This is a genomic window from Sphingomonas sp. DBB INV C78, from assembly GCF_042693015.1.
In the GTDB taxonomy this organism is placed as follows: Bacteria; Pseudomonadota; Alphaproteobacteria; order Sphingomonadales; family Sphingomonadaceae; genus Sphingomonas_E.
Window position 1 is genome coordinate 3,920,568 of sequence record NZ_CP170544.1, and the last position, 15,903, is coordinate 3,936,470.

The 15,903-nt window shown below is 64.6% G+C and carries 17 protein-coding genes; 7 read left to right on the forward strand and 10 right to left on the reverse strand.

Going from position 1 to position 15,903, the window contains the following annotated elements:
• Nucleotides 1–44 precede the first annotated feature (44 nt).
• From ACFB49_RS18525 to ACFB49_RS18535, 3 genes are all read right to left on the reverse strand, one after another.
• The gene (locus ACFB49_RS18525) at nt 45–1,148 is read right to left on the reverse strand and encodes an aromatic ring-hydroxylating dioxygenase subunit alpha (protein WP_380872779.1); all 1,104 of its coding nucleotides are present in this window, start codon (nt 1,146–1,148) and stop codon (nt 45–47) included.
• Nucleotides 1,149–1,158: 10 nt separating this feature from the next.
• Complete coding sequence (locus ACFB49_RS18530; protein WP_380872780.1) at nt 1,159–2,028, reverse strand: amidohydrolase family protein; 870 nt, start codon at nt 2,026–2,028, stop codon at nt 1,159–1,161.
• Between the two features lie 139 nt (nt 2,029–2,167).
• Nucleotides 2,168–2,779: a TetR/AcrR family transcriptional regulator gene (locus tag ACFB49_RS18535; protein WP_380872782.1), complete on the reverse strand. Its 612-nt coding sequence runs from the start codon at nt 2,777–2,779 to the stop codon at nt 2,168–2,170.
• A 208-nt stretch (nt 2,780–2,987) separates the two neighbouring features.
• Here ACFB49_RS18535 and ACFB49_RS18540 point away from each other — a divergent pair, with 208 nt between their 5' ends.
• Both ACFB49_RS18540 and ACFB49_RS18545 read left to right on the forward strand, forming a co-directional pair.
• Entirely contained in the window at nt 2,988–3,746 is a 759-nt protein-coding gene (locus tag ACFB49_RS18540) for a glucose 1-dehydrogenase (protein WP_380872783.1), read from the forward strand.
• Between the two features lie 13 nt (nt 3,747–3,759).
• On the forward strand, nt 3,760–4,605 hold the full coding sequence (locus tag ACFB49_RS18545) for an SDR family NAD(P)-dependent oxidoreductase (RefSeq protein WP_380872785.1): 846 nt from the start codon (nt 3,760–3,762) through the stop codon (nt 4,603–4,605).
• 126 nt (nt 4,606–4,731) lie between these two features.
• Here ACFB49_RS18545 and ACFB49_RS18550 read toward each other — a convergent pair whose 3' ends face one another.
• Nucleotides 4,732–5,178, reverse strand: coding sequence for a globin domain-containing protein (locus ACFB49_RS18550; RefSeq protein WP_380872786.1), 447 nt, complete (start codon nt 5,176–5,178; stop codon nt 4,732–4,734).
• 95 nt (nt 5,179–5,273) lie between these two features.
• On the opposite strand from ACFB49_RS18550, the gene ACFB49_RS18555 reads away from it, so the two are divergent.
• A complete protein-coding gene (locus ACFB49_RS18555; protein ID WP_380872787.1) occupies nt 5,274–5,699 on the forward strand; it encodes an Rrf2 family transcriptional regulator in 426 nt (141 codons plus the stop codon).
• Here ACFB49_RS18555 and ACFB49_RS18560 read toward each other — a convergent pair.
• Both ACFB49_RS18560 and ACFB49_RS18565 read right to left on the reverse strand, forming a co-directional pair.
• Nucleotides 5,693–6,046 (reverse strand): hypothetical protein, encoded by a 354-nt coding sequence (locus tag ACFB49_RS18560; protein WP_380872788.1) that lies wholly within the window; start codon nt 6,044–6,046, stop codon nt 5,693–5,695. The two genes, ACFB49_RS18555 and ACFB49_RS18560, sit on opposite strands and share 7 nt — an antisense overlap.
• Before the next feature lie 75 nt (nt 6,047–6,121).
• A complete protein-coding gene (locus tag ACFB49_RS18565; RefSeq protein ID WP_380880030.1) occupies nt 6,122–8,530 on the reverse strand; it encodes a ligase-associated DNA damage response DEXH box helicase in 2,409 nt (802 codons plus the stop codon).
• Between the two features lie 65 nt (nt 8,531–8,595).
• On the opposite strand from ACFB49_RS18565, the gene ACFB49_RS18570 reads away from it, so the two are divergent.
• Both ACFB49_RS18570 and ACFB49_RS18575 read left to right on the forward strand, forming a co-directional pair.
• Nucleotides 8,596–8,772 (forward strand): hypothetical protein, encoded by a 177-nt coding sequence (locus ACFB49_RS18570; RefSeq protein WP_380872789.1) that lies wholly within the window; start codon nt 8,596–8,598, stop codon nt 8,770–8,772.
• 48 nt (nt 8,773–8,820) lie between these two features.
• Nucleotides 8,821–9,819, forward strand: a complete 999-nt coding sequence (locus ACFB49_RS18575) for a ligase-associated DNA damage response exonuclease (RefSeq protein ID WP_380872790.1) — start codon at nt 8,821–8,823, stop codon at nt 9,817–9,819.
• Nucleotides 9,820–9,838: 19 nt separating this feature from the next.
• Here ACFB49_RS18575 and ACFB49_RS18580 read toward each other — a convergent pair whose 3' ends face one another.
• Nucleotides 9,839–10,012, reverse strand: coding sequence for a DUF1328 domain-containing protein (locus ACFB49_RS18580; RefSeq protein ID WP_380872791.1), 174 nt, complete (start codon nt 10,010–10,012; stop codon nt 9,839–9,841).
• A 354-nt stretch (nt 10,013–10,366) separates the two neighbouring features.
• Between ACFB49_RS18580 and ACFB49_RS18585 the strand changes: the two genes are divergently transcribed.
• On the forward strand, nt 10,367–11,014 hold the full coding sequence (locus ACFB49_RS18585) for a PEPxxWA-CTERM sorting domain-containing protein (protein WP_380872793.1): 648 nt from the start codon (nt 10,367–10,369) through the stop codon (nt 11,012–11,014).
• A 67-nt stretch (nt 11,015–11,081) separates the two neighbouring features.
• Here the strand turns inward: ACFB49_RS18585 and ACFB49_RS18590 are convergent, their stop codons facing one another.
• Entirely contained in the window at nt 11,082–11,588 is a 507-nt protein-coding gene (locus tag ACFB49_RS18590; protein ID WP_380872795.1) for a Dps family protein, read from the reverse strand.
• Nucleotides 11,589–11,711: 123 nt separating this feature from the next.
• Nucleotides 11,712–14,504, reverse strand: a complete 2,793-nt coding sequence (gene polA, locus ACFB49_RS18595) for a DNA polymerase I (RefSeq protein ID WP_380880032.1) — start codon at nt 14,502–14,504, stop codon at nt 11,712–11,714.
• A 79-nt stretch (nt 14,505–14,583) separates the two neighbouring features.
• On the opposite strand from polA, the gene ACFB49_RS18600 reads away from it, so the two are divergent.
• The gene (locus ACFB49_RS18600) at nt 14,584–15,471 is read left to right on the forward strand and encodes an alpha/beta fold hydrolase (RefSeq protein WP_380872796.1); all 888 of its coding nucleotides are present in this window, start codon (nt 14,584–14,586) and stop codon (nt 15,469–15,471) included.
• 12 nt (nt 15,472–15,483) lie between these two features.
• On the opposite strand, the gene ACFB49_RS18605 is transcribed toward ACFB49_RS18600, so the two are convergent.
• Nucleotides 15,484–15,882 (reverse strand): MerR family DNA-binding protein, encoded by a 399-nt coding sequence (locus ACFB49_RS18605; RefSeq protein ID WP_380872797.1) that lies wholly within the window; start codon nt 15,880–15,882, stop codon nt 15,484–15,486.
• Between the last annotated feature and the right edge of the window lie 21 nt (nt 15,883–15,903).

Consider the following 15,903-nt stretch of genomic DNA (forward strand, 5'->3'; position numbering starts at 1 on the left):
GGGCGGCACCGATCGGCGCCGCCCCTTCTTTTTGTTTCGAGGGATCAGGCCGCCACGGGCGGCTTGCCGTCCGCCCATTCGGCGTAGAATTGGTAATACCAGCGCCGGAAATCGCCGATCGGGCCGTCCCCGTCGCAGATCAGCGCGCGTTCGACGAAGCGCTGGCGATCCCAGATCACCTTGTCCTGATCGAACTGCTTCAAGATGTCGCGGATCAGCGCGCGGGCGAGACCCGCCATCGGGCCTTCGGCCTGCGCCTTGGGCTGGGTGAAGGCGAAACGGACGCGCACCAGATCCTTGTCGACCGGGGTGACGCCCGACATCAGCAGCGTTTCGGAAATGCCGCTGAACCGCGTCCAGCCCTGGCCGGGGCCGAAATTGCCATTGGCGATCTTGCCGTCAATCTCGCCCTGCGGCGTCCCCAACTTGGCCAGCACCAGGCCGTTGCGCAGATGGCCGTCGAAGCTGAGGGTGGCATCCGGGTAGGTCGCGGTGCCGTGGACATATTTGAAATGCGCGGTATCGGCCGCATTCTCGGCCATGAATTGCAGCGGTGCGTGGACCAGCCATTCATAGCGATCATAGGCCGTCCAGTCGGCATCGCCGATTTCGGAGAAGGTCTCGACCTCCCACATCGGCGCCTTGCCTTCGGGATGATACCAGATCCACACGAAGCCATTGGCTTCCGCGGTCGGCCAGCCGCCGCACGGGCGCTTGGCCTGGGGCGGGATCACCTTGCCATAGGGGATTTCGTTGACGACGCCGGTCTCGTCATAGCGCCAGGCGTGGAACGGGCATTCAAGCTGGTTGCCATGAACCTTGCCGCCATGGCCCATATGCGCACCGAGATGGCGGCAATAAGCGTCGATCACGCGCGCCTTGCCGTCCTCGCCACGCCATGCGGCCAATTCCTTACCGAAGAACCGCATCGGCCGGGCCTCGCCAGCGGGCAGTTCGTCCGAATAGCAGGCGACGAACCAGCCATAGGGGTAAGGCAGGCGTTCCGCGCCACGCTCGGCCGCGCTGGGATTGTCGGGGATGGGTGCCAGGCGCCAGGCCTTGAGCTCGTCCTTCGTCATCCGGTCGAGGACGGCGAAGGCGGCGACGGGCGCGGTCCGCGCATCCGTTGCGGCGTGATCATGTCCCATGACTACCTCCTCAATCGAGCTTGAAGACGCGACGGGCATTGTCGCGCAGGAATTTCGGCCAAACCTCGTCCTTGAACGGCACATTTTCGAGCTCGCCGAAGATGCGGTCGAGGCTCAGGCCCATCGGGAAATAGCCGGCATAGATGATCTTGTCGGCGCCGCGGGTGTTGGCGTAGTCGATGATCGCCTTCGGATAATGCTTCGGCGCGAAGGCGCTGGTCGAATAATAGAGGTTCGGCCATTTCAGCATCAGCTTAACCGCCAGCGCTTCCCACGGCTCCGCGCCGTGGCGCATCACGACCTTGAGTTCGGGGAAGAACCAGCAGATTTCGTCGAGATGCTCGACCTTCTGGTTTTCCATCGGGATGCGCGGGCCGGGGATGCCGACATTGAGCAGGATCGGGATGTCGAGCTCGACCGCGGCCGCATAGATCGGGAACATATATTTGTGGTTGATCGGCACCTGCGGAAAAGTGCCCGACGGGAACACGCTGACCGCGCTGATCCCGTAATCGCGGTGGAGCCGCTTCATCCGGCGCACTTCGTCCATCCCGCCATTGGGATCGACCGGCGCATCGAAGAAGAAGCGATCGGGGAAGCGTTCCTTCGCTTCGATCTCGTGCGGCTGTTCGCCGAAGCCGACCAGCGCCTTGTCGATGTTGAAACGGTCCATCTGCTCGACGGTCCAGGCGATATAATCGTCGCATTCCTCGATCTCGGGAACGCCCTTGAACATATATTGGGCCGGCATCTCGAACGCCTGCCGGCTTTCGGCATCGCGCAGCAGCGGCTTGAACCAGTCATACCAGTCGGAGCGATTCGCCCGCGTCGGGATGCCAAGCATCGTGTCGACGACGCGGATGTCCTTGGGCAACGGCATCAATACCATCCTCTCCATGAGCCCGGCCCGCGATAGTCTCGCATGGAGGCGGGTCCGGAGCAGCCTCTCGGATCGTCATTGCCAAAAACGTAGACACGTGTCTATATTTTTTTAGGCCGTCTATCGTCCATTCGGCACATCAATTCCGCGCGAACGTCTCGCCCATCAGCCGCGCCGCGGCGGCAAGCTGCTTTTGCAGGGGATAGTTTGTCGACTGCTGCCAGCTACGGATGACGCCGGTGTAAACGCTGATCAGCATCTCGGCCATGAGCCGGATATCGACGTCCTTGCGAATGTCATCGGCGCCGTCCTTGCCGCCAAGCAGCACGATGAAGGCGTCGATCAGCCGCGCCAGGCCACTATTGCCGCCCTCGCTGCCCCAGCTTTGCCAGGAAATTTCGACGAGCAGGCGGGCGACATCGGCCTCCGCTTCGAGGATGCGGGCGCTTTCCGTAAAGGTTGCCACGATCCGATCGGCGGTCGATCCTGCTTCCTGCGTGTGGCGGAGGATCAACGCGACGAAATCATCGCCCATCCGCTCCACCAGCGCGTCGATGATGTCCGCCTTGCTCGGGAAATAATTGTAGAGCGTGGCGCGCGAGACCGCGGCCTCGTCGGCGATCTCGTCCATCCGTGCGTCCTGGATGCCGTCCTGCTGGAACCTGATCCGCGCGGCCTTCAGGATGGCGCCGCGGATGTTCAGGCGGTTGCGTTCGCGCTTCGACAGGATCTGGGTTTGCGGCACGGTCATCCCATGGCTGGAGCCTCGGCGGGACGCATGTGTTAGGCGCTCTGCTTGCGACCCTGCAACCGCCGTCGCATCCCCGAGGGTGGGCCTGCCTGTCCCATTGCCGAGCATTTAATGTCCCGATCGCAAATGCCCCCGTCCAACTGGACGGTGGTGACAGGGGGCACCCGCCGCTACCCCTTGATTCGATAAAGGATAGGAGAGCGTTGGCATGGCACATGACTTTTCGGGCAAGGTCGCACTCGTAACCGGGGCCGGCGGCGGCATCGGCCGATCGACGGCGGAGGCATTCGCCGCAGCGGGGGCGAAGGTCGTCGTCGGTGATGTTTCGGTGAAGGGCGGCGAGGAAACGGTAGCGCTGATCACCGCCAAGGGTGGCACGGCAAGCTTCGTGCGCTGCGATGTCAGCCAGGATGCCGACGTGCAGGCGATCGTCGATCATGCGGTCAAGACCTATGGCGCGCTCGACATTGCCGTGAACAATGCCGGCGTCGATCCGGAAGTGGCACCCGAAGCCCAGTGGAAGCTTGAGGATTTCGATCGCATCCACGCGATCAACACCCGTGGCGTGTTCCTGTGCATGAAGGCGGAGATCGCGGCGATGCAAGGAAAGGGCGGCGCGATCGTCAATGTCGGATCGTTCGCGTCGGTGGCGGGCGTCGTCAACAAGCCGGCCTATACCGCCAGCAAACATGCGGTGCTGGGCATGACCCGCGCGGCCGCGCTGCAATATGCGCGCGCCGGCATCCGCATCAACGCGGTGTGCCCCGGCGGCGTCAAGACCGCCATCCTGGTCGATAATGTCGGCACGTCGGCTGAAGCGGCGGCGGCGGTCGGCGCCGCGCATCCGGCCGGCCGTGCCGCGGAGCCGGAGGATATTGCCGAAGCGATCCTGTGGCTCGCGTCGCCCGTATCCGGCTTTGTCATCGGCCACGGCCTCGTCATCGACGGTGGCCTTTCGGCGCAGTGAGGGGAGACGGGCGATGGCTGAGGGCGTGTTGAAGGGGAAGACCGCGTTCGTCACCGGCGGCAGCGGCGGGATCGGCAGTGCCAGCACCAAGCTGCTGCTGCAGGACGGTGCGGAAGTGCTGCTGATGGGCCGGCGGCTGGAAGCGCTGGAGAAGACGCGGGCCAGGCTGGTGGCCGACGTGCCCGGCGCGCGGATCGAGCTTCATGCCGGCGATGCCGGTCAACAGGGCGATGTCGAGGCGGGGCTGGACAAGGCGCTGGCGATGAGCGGGCGGCTCGACATCCTCGTCCCCACCGTGGGTGGCGGCGGCTTCAAGCCGTTGTTGATGCACGATGCGGATTCGTTCCGCGCCGAGCTCGACTACAACATCATCACCGCCTTCCTGGCGGTGCGCTATGGCGTGCCGCGGATGAAGAAGGGCGGGACGATTGTGCTGATCTCCTCCACCGCGGCGATCATGCCCTTCCCCTGGCTCGGCGCCTATTGCACCGCCAAGGGCGGGCTGGAGCAGTTCCTGCGCACCGCCGCCGACGAGCTTGGCAGCGCCAATGTCCGCATCAACGCGATCCGGCCGGGCATGACCAAGAGCGAGGCGACCGGCGCGATGTTCGACGATCCGGCGATCATCCAGCCCTTCATCGACCAGATGCCGCTGGGCCGCGCGGGCGATCCCGAGGATATCGCCCGCGGCGTCCGCTTCCTCGCCGGCCCGGAATCGGGCTGGGTGACGGGGCAGAGCTTCGCGGTCGACGGCGGCCATGAACTGCGCCGCAACCCCGACCTCACCGGCCTCGCCCGCGCGATCTACGGCGATGCCGCGATCGATGCGGTGAGGCGCGGCGAAGCGCCGCTCGCTTAAACAGGACTTTGCATTTGCCCGTTCGTCCCGAGCGCAGCCGAGGGCTTCTCGACTTCGCTCGAAGACGTGTCTCGACTTCGCTCGACACAAACGGCTTGGGGGTGAATCTCCCCGCTTTTATCTGGCTTAAGCCGCTTCGGTGTAGAGCTGGGCTTCGCGGCCGATGAGGATGTCGGCGAGAACGCCATAGGCTTCGGCCCAGGCGGCGAGCACCTCGTCGGTCGCAAGGTCCGCACCCAGCACGTCGCGGATCGCCGGCAGCAGCGCGGCCGCGACGACCGGATAATGTTCGGCCCGCACGCCGGTTTCGACATGGCGCATCGCCATCCGCTCGACCGCGCCGGTCAGCGCTTCCAGCTTGTCGACATTCTGCGCGAAGGCGAGGATCGCCGCGGCCAGCCGCTTCGGCTGCTCGCCGGAAACCTGCGCCGCCTGATCGAACATCGCCTTTACGTCGGCGTCGACGAACAGCCGTTCATACATGCGGGTGGTGATCGCCAAGCCGTGCTGCTGCAAGGCGGGCGCGGTCGCCTTGACGATCGCGATGGTGGCGGGGCTAAGCTTGCTGGTCATCAGATGTCTCCCTGAATGCGACTCAAAAACATGCGTCAAAAATGCATCTATTAGAGTCGCTGGAAACATGCAACCAAAATGCATATTATCATCGCGTGAAACTGACCCGCCACACCGATTATGCGTTGCGGATGCTGCTCTATCTGGCGGCCCATCCCGACCGGCTCTGTTCGATCGCCGAGATCGCGCGCGCTTACGATATTTCCCAGAACCATCTGATGAAGGTCGCCAACGAGCTCGGCCGCATCGGCCATATCGAGACGGTGCGCGGCCGCAATGGCGGTCTGCGCCTCGCCCGGCCGGCGAACGAGATCATCCTGGGCACGGTCGTACGCGACATGGAGGAAGGGTTCGATCTGGTCGATTGCGGAGGCTGCGTGATCGTGCCGGTCTGCGGGCTTCCCGGCGTGCTGCGCCAGGCGACGCGGGCCTTTGTCGAGACACTCGACCGCTACAGCCTCGCCGATATCGGCGGTCCCAAGGGGGGAATGGCGGCGCTGTTCGGCGTCCCGCCTTACTGAGGCACTTCGTCGCCGACGCTGTCACCTGAACGGACGCCGCGACGGGCGCGCAGCTTGCCGGCATAGGACTGGATCAGCCGGGTGCGGTTGGCGGCATCCATAGTGGCGAAGCGCTGCTCGGCAGCTTCGCCTCCTCCGTCGGCCTGCGCCGTGAGCATCGGCATCGCCGCCGCGCGGAAAGCGGCGGTCTCATCCTCGCAGATCTGCAATGCCCCCTGTGCGAACAGATCGGCGGGCACCCGTTCCCGCAACGCTGCGTCGGATTCCGCGCCGAGGCACTGGATATAAGCGAGCTGCGCATCATCCAGTGCAGAAAAGAAGAGCAGCCCGGACAGCAACAGGGTCATGATACGCATACCCCTCAACTTGGCCGACGCGGATACAGTGCGTCGCCAACTGTTTCGGATGTGTCGCGAATTTCGTCAATCCATCCGCATCGCTTCGGCCGCGAGCGCTTCCGCCTCGATCAGCAGCGCATCGTCGGCCAAGCCCTGCGGCACATGCTCGCGCCCGATCATCACCAGCACCGGCACGGCCAGCGGCGAGACGCGGTTGAGCTCGACATGGAGCATGGTGCCGGCCGCGCGATCGAGCAGATCGGCGAGCCGGCCGACATCGGTCATCCGCGCGCGCGCATCGTCCCAGGCGGCGCGCAGCAGCAGGTGATCGGGCTCGTAGCGGCGCAGCACATCATAGATGAGGTCGGTCGAGAAAGTGACCTGCCGGCCGGATTTGCGCTTGCCCGGATGCTGGCGTTCGACCAGTCCGCCGATTACCGCGACTTCGCGAAAGGCGCGTTTCAGCAGGGCTGATTGCTGCACCCACTGGACGAACTCGTCCTCCAATATGTCGGGTGAGAACAAGGCTGCTGGGTCGGTGACGGGATTCAGCGAGAAGGTGCCGATCGCATAATCATTGGCGACGAAGCCGACCGGCAGCAGGCCCAGCGTCTCCATCCGCCGGGTGAGCAGCATCCCCAGCGACTGGTGCGCATTCCATCCTTCGAAGCTGTAGGCGACCATGTAATGGCGCCCTTCGTGCGGGAAGGTTTCGACGAGCAATTGCCCCGGCTGCGGCAGGCGCGAGCGGCGCGACTGCACTTCAAGCCATTCGCGCACGTCGGGCGGGAAGCGTGGCCATTCGCTATCGTTCGCGAGGAAGCCGCGAACGCGATCGGCCAGATTGGTCGAGATCGGCATCCGCGCGCCCATGTAAGAAGGGATGCGCGCCGACTTGGCGGTGGCCCGCACGATCAGATCGGTGACGTCGACCTTCTCGACCTCCAGGCTCAGGCCTGCAAAGAAGAAGGTGTCGCCGGGGGTGAGCGTCGCGGCGAAGCCTTCTTCCACCGCGCCGAGCTTGCGGCCGTTGCGGAAGCGGACGTCGAGCATCGGGGCGTCGACGATGATCCCCGCGTTCAGGCGATGCTGGGCGATAAATTTCGGGTGGCTGACCCGCCAATAGCCGTCCGCATCTTCGACCAGGCGCTTGAAACGGTCATAGGCCTTGAGCGCATAGCCGCCATTTTCGATGAAGCGCAGCACCTGCCCGAATATATCTCCCGACAGGCCCGCATAAGGCGCGGAACGGCGGATCTCCGCCAGCAGTTCATCGGCGCGGAAGGGCCCGGCGCAGGCGACCGCCATGATGTGCTGGGCCAGCACGTCGAGCGCGCCGGGGCGGAAGATTTCGGTATCGAGCGCGCCTTCTTCCACCGCATCGAGTGCGGCGCGTGCCTCGAGATATTCGAAGCGGTTGCCGGGCACGAGCACGGCTTCGGAAGGTTCGTCGAGGCGGTGGTTGGCGCGGCCGATCCGCTGCAGCAGCCGCGACGATCCCTTGGGCGCGCCCATCTGGATGACGAGATCTACATCGCCCCAATCGACCCCGAGATCGAGGCTGGCGGTGGCGACCAGCGCCCGCAGTCGGCCCGCTGCCATCGCTTCTTCCACCTTGCGCCGTGCCTCCCGGCTCAGCGATCCGTGGTGGATGCCGATCGGCAGCGATTGGGCATTCTCCTTCCAGAGATCCTGGAAGATCAGTTCGGCAAGGCTGCGGGTGTTGCAGAAAATGATCGTCGTCTTGTGCGTCTCGATCTCGGCCATCACCTGCGCGACAGCATAGCGCCCCGAATGCCCCGACCAGGGGATGCGCCCTTCGGGAAGCAGAATGGCGATGTCGGCCGGCGCGCCGGGATCGCCCTGGACCAGCGCCACCCCATCGATGTCACCGTCCGCCGACAGCCATCCGCGATATTCGTCGGGATCGGCGACGGTGGCGGACAGCGCGACGGCGCGCATATCCGGGGCAAGACTGCGCAGCCGCGACAGCGACAGCGACAGGAGATCGCCGCGCTTGCCATTGGCGAAGGCATGGACCTCGTCGATCACCACCGTCTGCAAGCCGGCAAACAGCGCGGCGCTTTCAGGATAGGAGATGAGCAGGCTGAGCGACTCCGGCGTCGTCAGCAGCATCTGCGGCGGCCGCGCGCGCTGGCGGGCCTTGCGGTCGGATGGCGTGTCGCCGGTCCGCGTCTCGACCCGGATGGGCAGCCCCATCTCCTCGATCGGCCGCAGCAGGTTGCGCTGAACGTCGACGGCCAGCGCCTTCAGCGGCGAGACATAGAGGGTGTGGAGCCCGTCGGTCGGCCGCTCGATCAGATCGACCAGGCTGGGCAGGAAGCCCGCCAGCGTCTTGCCCGCGCCGGTGGGGGCGACGAGCAGGGTGTCACGCCCTTCGCGGGCGGCGTCGAGCATCTCCAGCTGATGCCGGCGGGGCCGCCAGCCGCGGGCGGCAAACCATTCGGCGATCGCGGGTGGCAAATCCATCATTGCCGACAACGACTATCCGCCTTGCCCGCTCCGCGATAGGAGGAGGAAAGCAAAAGGAAATGACGATGGGCGAATTCGTTCGACACAAGCAGCCCTGGACCGGCGACGAACTCGCCAAGCTGCGCCGCCTTGCCGAGAAAGGCATGGCGCTGAAGGCGATCGCCAAGGCGCTCACCCGCAGCGAGGAATCGGTGAAGGACCGCGCCAAGCAGGACGGCATCCGTATCGCCAAGCTGCACTGATCGGCGCAGGGCCGTGGAACCAGCCGGCCCGTCAACCATATAGGCATCATGCCGCGCCGCGCCGCCTGGATCGAGCCTCATCCCGAAGGTATCTATCTGCCGGGCGCCGATGCCTGGATCGACCCGTCGGTGCCGAAGCCGCGCGCGCTCGTCACCCATGGCCATGCCGATCATGCCCGCGGCGGCCATGGCGCGGTACTGGCGACCGCGGAGACGCTGGCGATCATGGCGACGCGTTATGGTCCGCAAAATGGCCAGGCGCTCGGCTATGGCGAGACCATCGCGCTGGACGGCATCACGGCGCGCTTCATGCCGGCGGGGCATGTGCTGGGATCGGCGCAGATCGTGCTGGAGCATGAGGGCGAGCGCGTCGTCGTTTCCGGCGACTATAAACGCCGGCCCGATCCCACCTGCGCGCCGTTCGAGCCGGTGCCCTGCGACATCTTCGTCACCGAGGCGACCTTTGCGCTGCCTGTGTTCCGGCATCCCGACACCGGATCGGAAATGGACCGGCTGCTCGCGGCGCTCCACGCGAATCCGGATCGTTGTGTGCTGGTGGGAGCTTATGCGCTGGGGAAGGCGCAACGCGTGATCGCCGAATTGCGGGCGCGCGGTCATGGCACGCCGATCTTCATCCACGGCGCCCTGCAGCGCTTGTGTGATCTCTACGAGGAATTCGGGGTGGAACTCGGCCCCTTATTGCCGGCGACGGGTGTGAAGGCGGCCGAGATGCGGGGGCATATTGTCATGGCGCCGCCATCTGCACTCAACGATCGCTGGTCGCGCCGGCTGCCCGATCCGATCACGGCGATGGCATCGGGCTGGATGCGCATCCGCCAGCGCGCGCGCCAACGCAATGTGGAATTGCCGCTGGTTGTTTCCGATCACGCCGATTGGGATGAGCTGACGAAAACTTTGACAGAAATTGCACCGGCCGAAGTGTGGGTCACCCACGGGCGCGAGGACGCGCTGGTGCACTGGTGCATGACACGCCAGATCCGGGCGCGGGCGCTGGAACTGGCGGGCCGCGAGGACGAGGACGACTGACGGCGTCCCCGTCCACGAACTACGCTATCTTTTTGCCCGCGGCGACGCCCATCACCACGAACAACAGGAAGAGGGCGATTGCCACTACGAAAAGAATCTTCGCGATCCCAACGAAAGCGCCGCCGATCCCGCCGAAGCCCAGCACGCCAAGAACAAGCCCGGCAACCAGGAAGATAAGGGCCCATCTTAACATTTATCGTCTCCTTTACACTCGCGCGATCCAAACGCAGGAAGTGGGCACGACGTTCCGGGCAATTAAAGATAAGGTCCCCGCGATAGATTGATGCCCCCCTGTACGAGGAGGGTCGCGGAACATCCTGTTGTCAAAGGGACAAAGTCACCGTCGCCACGCTGATCTTTACGATCCGACCGCCAGGTGAATCGCGATCTATCCCCAGTCTGCTCCGTTAACCATGAGTCGGTATATTTTACATTCGCGATTCTAGGTAAATCGGAATCTCGTGGATTCAGAACTACTCACCGACGTGGCACGACATATGCTTGGAAGATTGCGCACACCGGATGTGCATGCCAACGGAGATATGCCGTGTTGAAGAAAGCGTTGCTTGTCTTGGCCGCCTGCTCTGCCATTGCGCCCGCCCATGCTGCGATTACGGTAACGAGTGTCGACGGAAGCGATCCCTACGCAGGCCCGACACCCACCTTCGATTTCGATAGCGCCACGCCGGAATGGGATGGCTCGATCTTCACCGACTCGGTGGGTTCGCATCGCGCGCAGCCCTTTGGCAGCACCGGCGGCTATGCCTCGGTCGGAATCGACCCGGACGGCGGCGTCAATCCGGGCACGCTGGACCTCAGCGGCTTCACCAGCATCTCTCAGATCAGTTTCCTGTGGGGCTCGATCGACACCTACAATACGGTCGAATTCCAAGATGCGGCGGGCAATGTGCTGGCAAGCTTCACCGGCGGCCTTGACGGCATCGCGCCAGCCGACGGCGGCCAGACAAACCCGGCCTCCAACCGGCTCGTGACGTTCGACATTTCCGGCGTGGATTCCGGCCTGCTCGCGAAGCTCGTCTTCACCTCGGGCCAGAACGCCTTCGAATTCGACAATGTCGCCATCACCAGTGCCCCGGTTCCCGAACCGGCAACCTGGGCAATGATGATTGCGGGTTTCGGGATGATCGGTGCGGCTTCGCGCACGCGTCGGGCGCGTCACACCTCGATCGCCTGATCGAGATCGGGCTTTCGTCAGGGCGCCGCCGGCCATGTGCCGGCGGCGTTCCTGTTTCCAGAGGACGTCAGGCGCCCTGGCTGGCTTCGAAGAGGAACCAGGCGCGGCCTTCGGCGAGATCGGTCCATTCATCGAGGATGCCGCTGGTGGCATTGTCCTTGGCGGCGTCGACGATGTCCTTGGCCTCGTGCAGCTTTTCGACCAGCTTCAGATTGTCGTTGCGCAGTTCGCGCAGCATGTCGCCGGGGCTTACGAAATCGGCGTCATTGTCCTTGATCGACTGGAGCCGCGCGATGTGGCCGATCGACCGGAGGGTGGTGCCGCCCGTCTTGCGAATGCGCTCCGCGATCTGATCGGTCGTGCCGAGGATTTCGGTCGCCTGATCATCAAGCAGCAGATGATAGTCGCGGAAATGTGGGCCAGAGACATGCCAGTGGAAATTCTTGGTCTTGAGGTAGATCGCATAGGTATCCGCCAGGATCGCATTCAGTGCGTCAGCGACGTTGCTGAGTTGATTGCTCTGGAGATCGGTCGGGGTCGCGAGCTTGGGCTTGGCCTTGGGCGTCTTCGCCATGCTTATCCTCCTGTCGGGCGGTCGGGATGATGATCGATTCGCGTCTCTAACGATCAAGATAGGAATTGGTGGCAGGAAATGCTCGGATAAAACTTCGATCGCTGTGATCGAAAGTGATTGCGATCAATGCGCTGCCCCCCAGCTCGCACCGGTGCCGATTTCAACACCGAGCGGCACCGACAGCGCCACCATCGGCTCGACCGCCTTCGCCATCACTTCGCGGATGATCGGCGTCGCGGCGGCGACATCGCCTTCGGGCAGTTCGAACACCAGTTCGTCATGCACCTGCAGCAGCATCCGGACGTTGGGAAGCCCCGCCTGTTCGAGCGCCGGGCCCATGCGGACCATGGCGCGCTTGATGATGTCGGCGCAACTCCCCTGGATCGGCGCGTTGATCGCCGCGCGTTCGGCGCCCTGGCGGATATGCTGGACGCTGGCCTTGATCTGCGGGAACCAGGTCTTGCGGCCGAACAAGGTTTCGGTGAAGCCATTGTGGCGCGCTTTCTCCAGCGTCTCGTTGATATAAACGGAGATGCCGGGGAAGCGTTCGTAATAGCGCGAGATCATCGCCTGCGCCTCGTCCGGGTCGATCTCCAGCCGCGAGGCGAGGCCCCAGCGCGAGATGCCGTAGAGGATCGCGAAGTTGATCGTCTTGGCGCGGCCGCGGGTGTCGCGGTTCACTTCACCGAACAGTTCCTGCGCGGTGGCAGCGTGAATATCCTCGCCGCGCTGGAAGGCGTCGCGGAGCGCCGGCACATCGGCCATGTGCGCCGCCAGTCGCAGCTCGATCTGGCTATAGTCCGCAGCCAGGATGACATTGCCGGGGTCGGCGATGAAGGCATCGCGGATCTGCTTGCCGGTGTCGGTACGGATCGGGATGTTCTGGAGGTTCGGATCGGTCGACGACAGCCGCCCGGTCTGCGCGCCCGTCAGGCTGTAGCTGGTGTGAACGCGGCCGGTGTCGCGGTTGATCTGCGCCTGAAGCGCATCGGTATAAGTGGATTTCAGCTTGGCGAGCTGGCGCCAGTCGAGCACCAACCCGGCGATCTTCACGCCATCCACCTTCATCTTTTCGAGCACGGTGACGTCGGTGGAATAAGCGCCGGACTTGCCCTTCTTGCCGCCCTTCAGCCCCATCTTCTCGAACAGGATTGCCCCAAGCTGCTGCGGCGAGCCGATGGTGAAGGGCTGGCCGGCCTCGGCGTGGATCTCCTCCTCCAGCCGGGCGATTTCCTGCGCGAAGCGGCTGGACAGGCGCGAGAGATGATCGCGATCGACCTTGATCCCGGTCCGCTCCATCTTTGCGATCACGGGGATCAGCGGGCGATCGACCAGTTCATAGACGCGGGTGACGCCTTCGCGGGTCAGCCGCGGCTTGTAGCGCGTCCACAGCCGCCAGGTGACGTCGGCATCCTCGCCGGCATAGCGCGTCGCCTGATCGAGCGGGACTTCGGCGAAGCTGATCGCCTTCTTGCCGGTGCCGGCGACATCCTTGAACGAGATGCAGGTGTGTTCCAGCACCGCGTGGGCAACCTCGTCCATGCCATGCCCGGCGAGCGACTTGCCGGCATCGAGATCGAAGCTCATCACCATCGTATCGTCGATCGGCGAGACCGTGAGGCCGTGGCGGGCGAGCACGTTCAGATCATATTTGATGTTGTGGCCGATCTTGAGCACCGCGGGATCGGCGAGCAGCGGCTGCATCCGCGCAACCACCTGAGCGAGAGGAATCTGCGGCGGAGCCTCGCTGAACATGCCGTCGCCGCTCTTGTGGCCGACGGGGATGTAGCAGGCCCTGCCCGGCGCGGTGGCGAGGCAGATGCCGGCAAGCCCGGCGGAGATGCTGTCGAGTGCGTCCGTCTCGGTATCGATGGCGATGATGCCGCTGGCATAGGATTCGGCGATCCAGGCATCGAGCCGTTCGAGCGTCGTCACCTGTTCATAGCTGTCGCAGTCGATCGGCGGCAGTGGCACGAAATCGGGGAGAACGGGCATGTCGGCCGTGGCCACCGCCGCGGCGACCGGGTCGGCCTTCTCCTTGCCCGGCGCATGCGCGGCGAGCCGCGACAGCAAGGTCTTGAAGCCCTGATCCTCAAGGAAAGCGCGCAGCGGCTCGGGCGGGATGCCGTCGAGGCGGAAATCGTCCAGCCCATGCGGCACAGGGACTTCGCGATGCAGGTCGACCAGCACGCGCGATAACCGCGCCATCGCCTCATGCTCGATCAGATTGTCGCGCATCTTGCTGGGCTTCATCGCCGGCGCGGCGGCGAGCACGGCATCGAGATCGCCATGTTCGAGGATCAGCTTGCTCGCCGTCTTGGGGCCGATGCCCGGCACACCGGGAACATTGTCGACGCTGTCGCCCATCAAAGCGAGCACGTCGCCGAGCTTTTCCGGCGGCACGCCGAATTTGCCGACGACATAATCCGCGCCGCGCCGCTCATTCTTCATTGTGTCGAGCATGTCGACGCCGGGGCGGATGAGCTGCATCAGATCCTTGTCTGACGAGACGATGGTGACGTCCCAGCCGGCCTCGATAGCCTTCATCGTGTAGGTGGCGATGATGTCGTCGGCCTCGAACCCCGCTTCCTCGATACAGGGCAGCGAGAAGGCGCGGGTCGCGTCGCGGAACAGCGGGAACTGGGGAACCAGATCCTCGGGCGCGGGCGGGCGTTGGGCCTTGTATTTGTCGTAGAGATCGTTGCGGAAGGTGTGCGAGCCCTTGTCGAACACCACCGCCAAATGGGTTGGCCCATCCGCCTTGTCGAGCGCATCGGCGAGCTTCCACAGCATCGCCGTATAGCCATAGACCGCCCCGACATTCAGGCCGTGCCGGTTGGTGAGCGGCGGAAGCTGGTGATAGGCCCGGAAGATATAGCCCGAGCCGTCGACGAGATAGAGGTGGTTGGATGCCATGGCGAAGGGGATAGCCGAACGCGGCGCGACCATCCATAACCATCGCGACCGGAATAGGGTAAAATCGGGAGAGTAAGCCATGGATCGCAGGCAGTTCGGTTTGGCGGCAGCGGCACTGGCGCTGGTGGCGGCGACACCCGCATGGGCGAAGGACGCCGGCTTCGTATCGAACCGGCTGACCATGACCGTCGAAGGCAGCGGGCGCGACGTGATCCTGGTGCCCGGCCTCACCTCCTCCCCCGATGCCTGGCGCACCGCGACCCCCAAGCTACCTGGCTATCGTTATCATTATGTGCAGGTGAAAGGCTTTGCCGGCACCGCGGCCGAGGGCAACGCGGCCGGCGGGCTGATCGCCGGCGTGGCCGAGGAGATTGCCCGCTACATCCGTGACGCCAAGCTGACCAAGCCGGCGATCGTCGGCCATTCCATGGGTGGCACCGTGGCGCTGATGGTGGCGGCGCGGCATCCCGAACTGGTCGGCCGGGTGATGGTGGTCGACCAATTGCCCTTCATGGGCATGATGTTCGGCCCGCCTGGATCGACCGCCGAAAGCCTGAAGCCGGTCGCCGACGACATCCAGAAGAAGATGGACGCGCGCAGCGATGCCGAGAATGAGCAGGCGCTGGCAGCGATGATGGGGCCGATGGTGGCCAATGAGGCGCTGCGGCCGAAGGTGCTGCAACAGGCCGTGGCCAGCGATCGCAAGGTCGTGACCGCCACCTTCCACGAATTGATCGTCACCGATCTTCGCCCCGAACTCACGAAGATCAGCGTGCCGGCGACCGTGCTCTATGTGACGCCGCGGGGCGTGCAGGTGACCGATGCGCAGGTGGATGAAATCTACAAGGCATCCTACGCCAACCTGAAGGGTGTGAAGCTGATCCGCGTGCCCAATGCCGCGCATTTCATCATGTTCGACAATACGGACGGTTTCATATCTGAGCTCAAGACCTTCCTGACGGCCTGACCCTCTTCGACGTCACTCATCGAAGGCGGAGATGATCGGGCACCGCCCTTCGTCGGACTTGCCGCATTCATGCGCGAGACGGCGGAGCGCGGTGCGGGCGGCTTCCAATTCGGCGATCTTGGCGTCGAGTGCCGCCAGCCGTTCGGCCGCGAGCGCCCGGGCGCGGGCACGATCCTGGCCGGCGTCAAGCTGGAGCAGTTCGCTGATCTGATCGAGCGTGAAGCCCGCCGCCTGCGCGGAGCGGATGAAGCGCAGCCGGCGGACATCCTCCGCCCCATAACGCCGCACACTCCCCGCCGCGCCGCCGCCCAGCGGCCGATCGGGCGTGCCGAGCAGGCCGCGCCGCTGGTAGAAGCGCACCGTTTCCACCCCTACGCCGCCCGCTTTGGCGAGCCCCGAAATCGTCGTCATCGCTGCCCTTGACTCCGTACC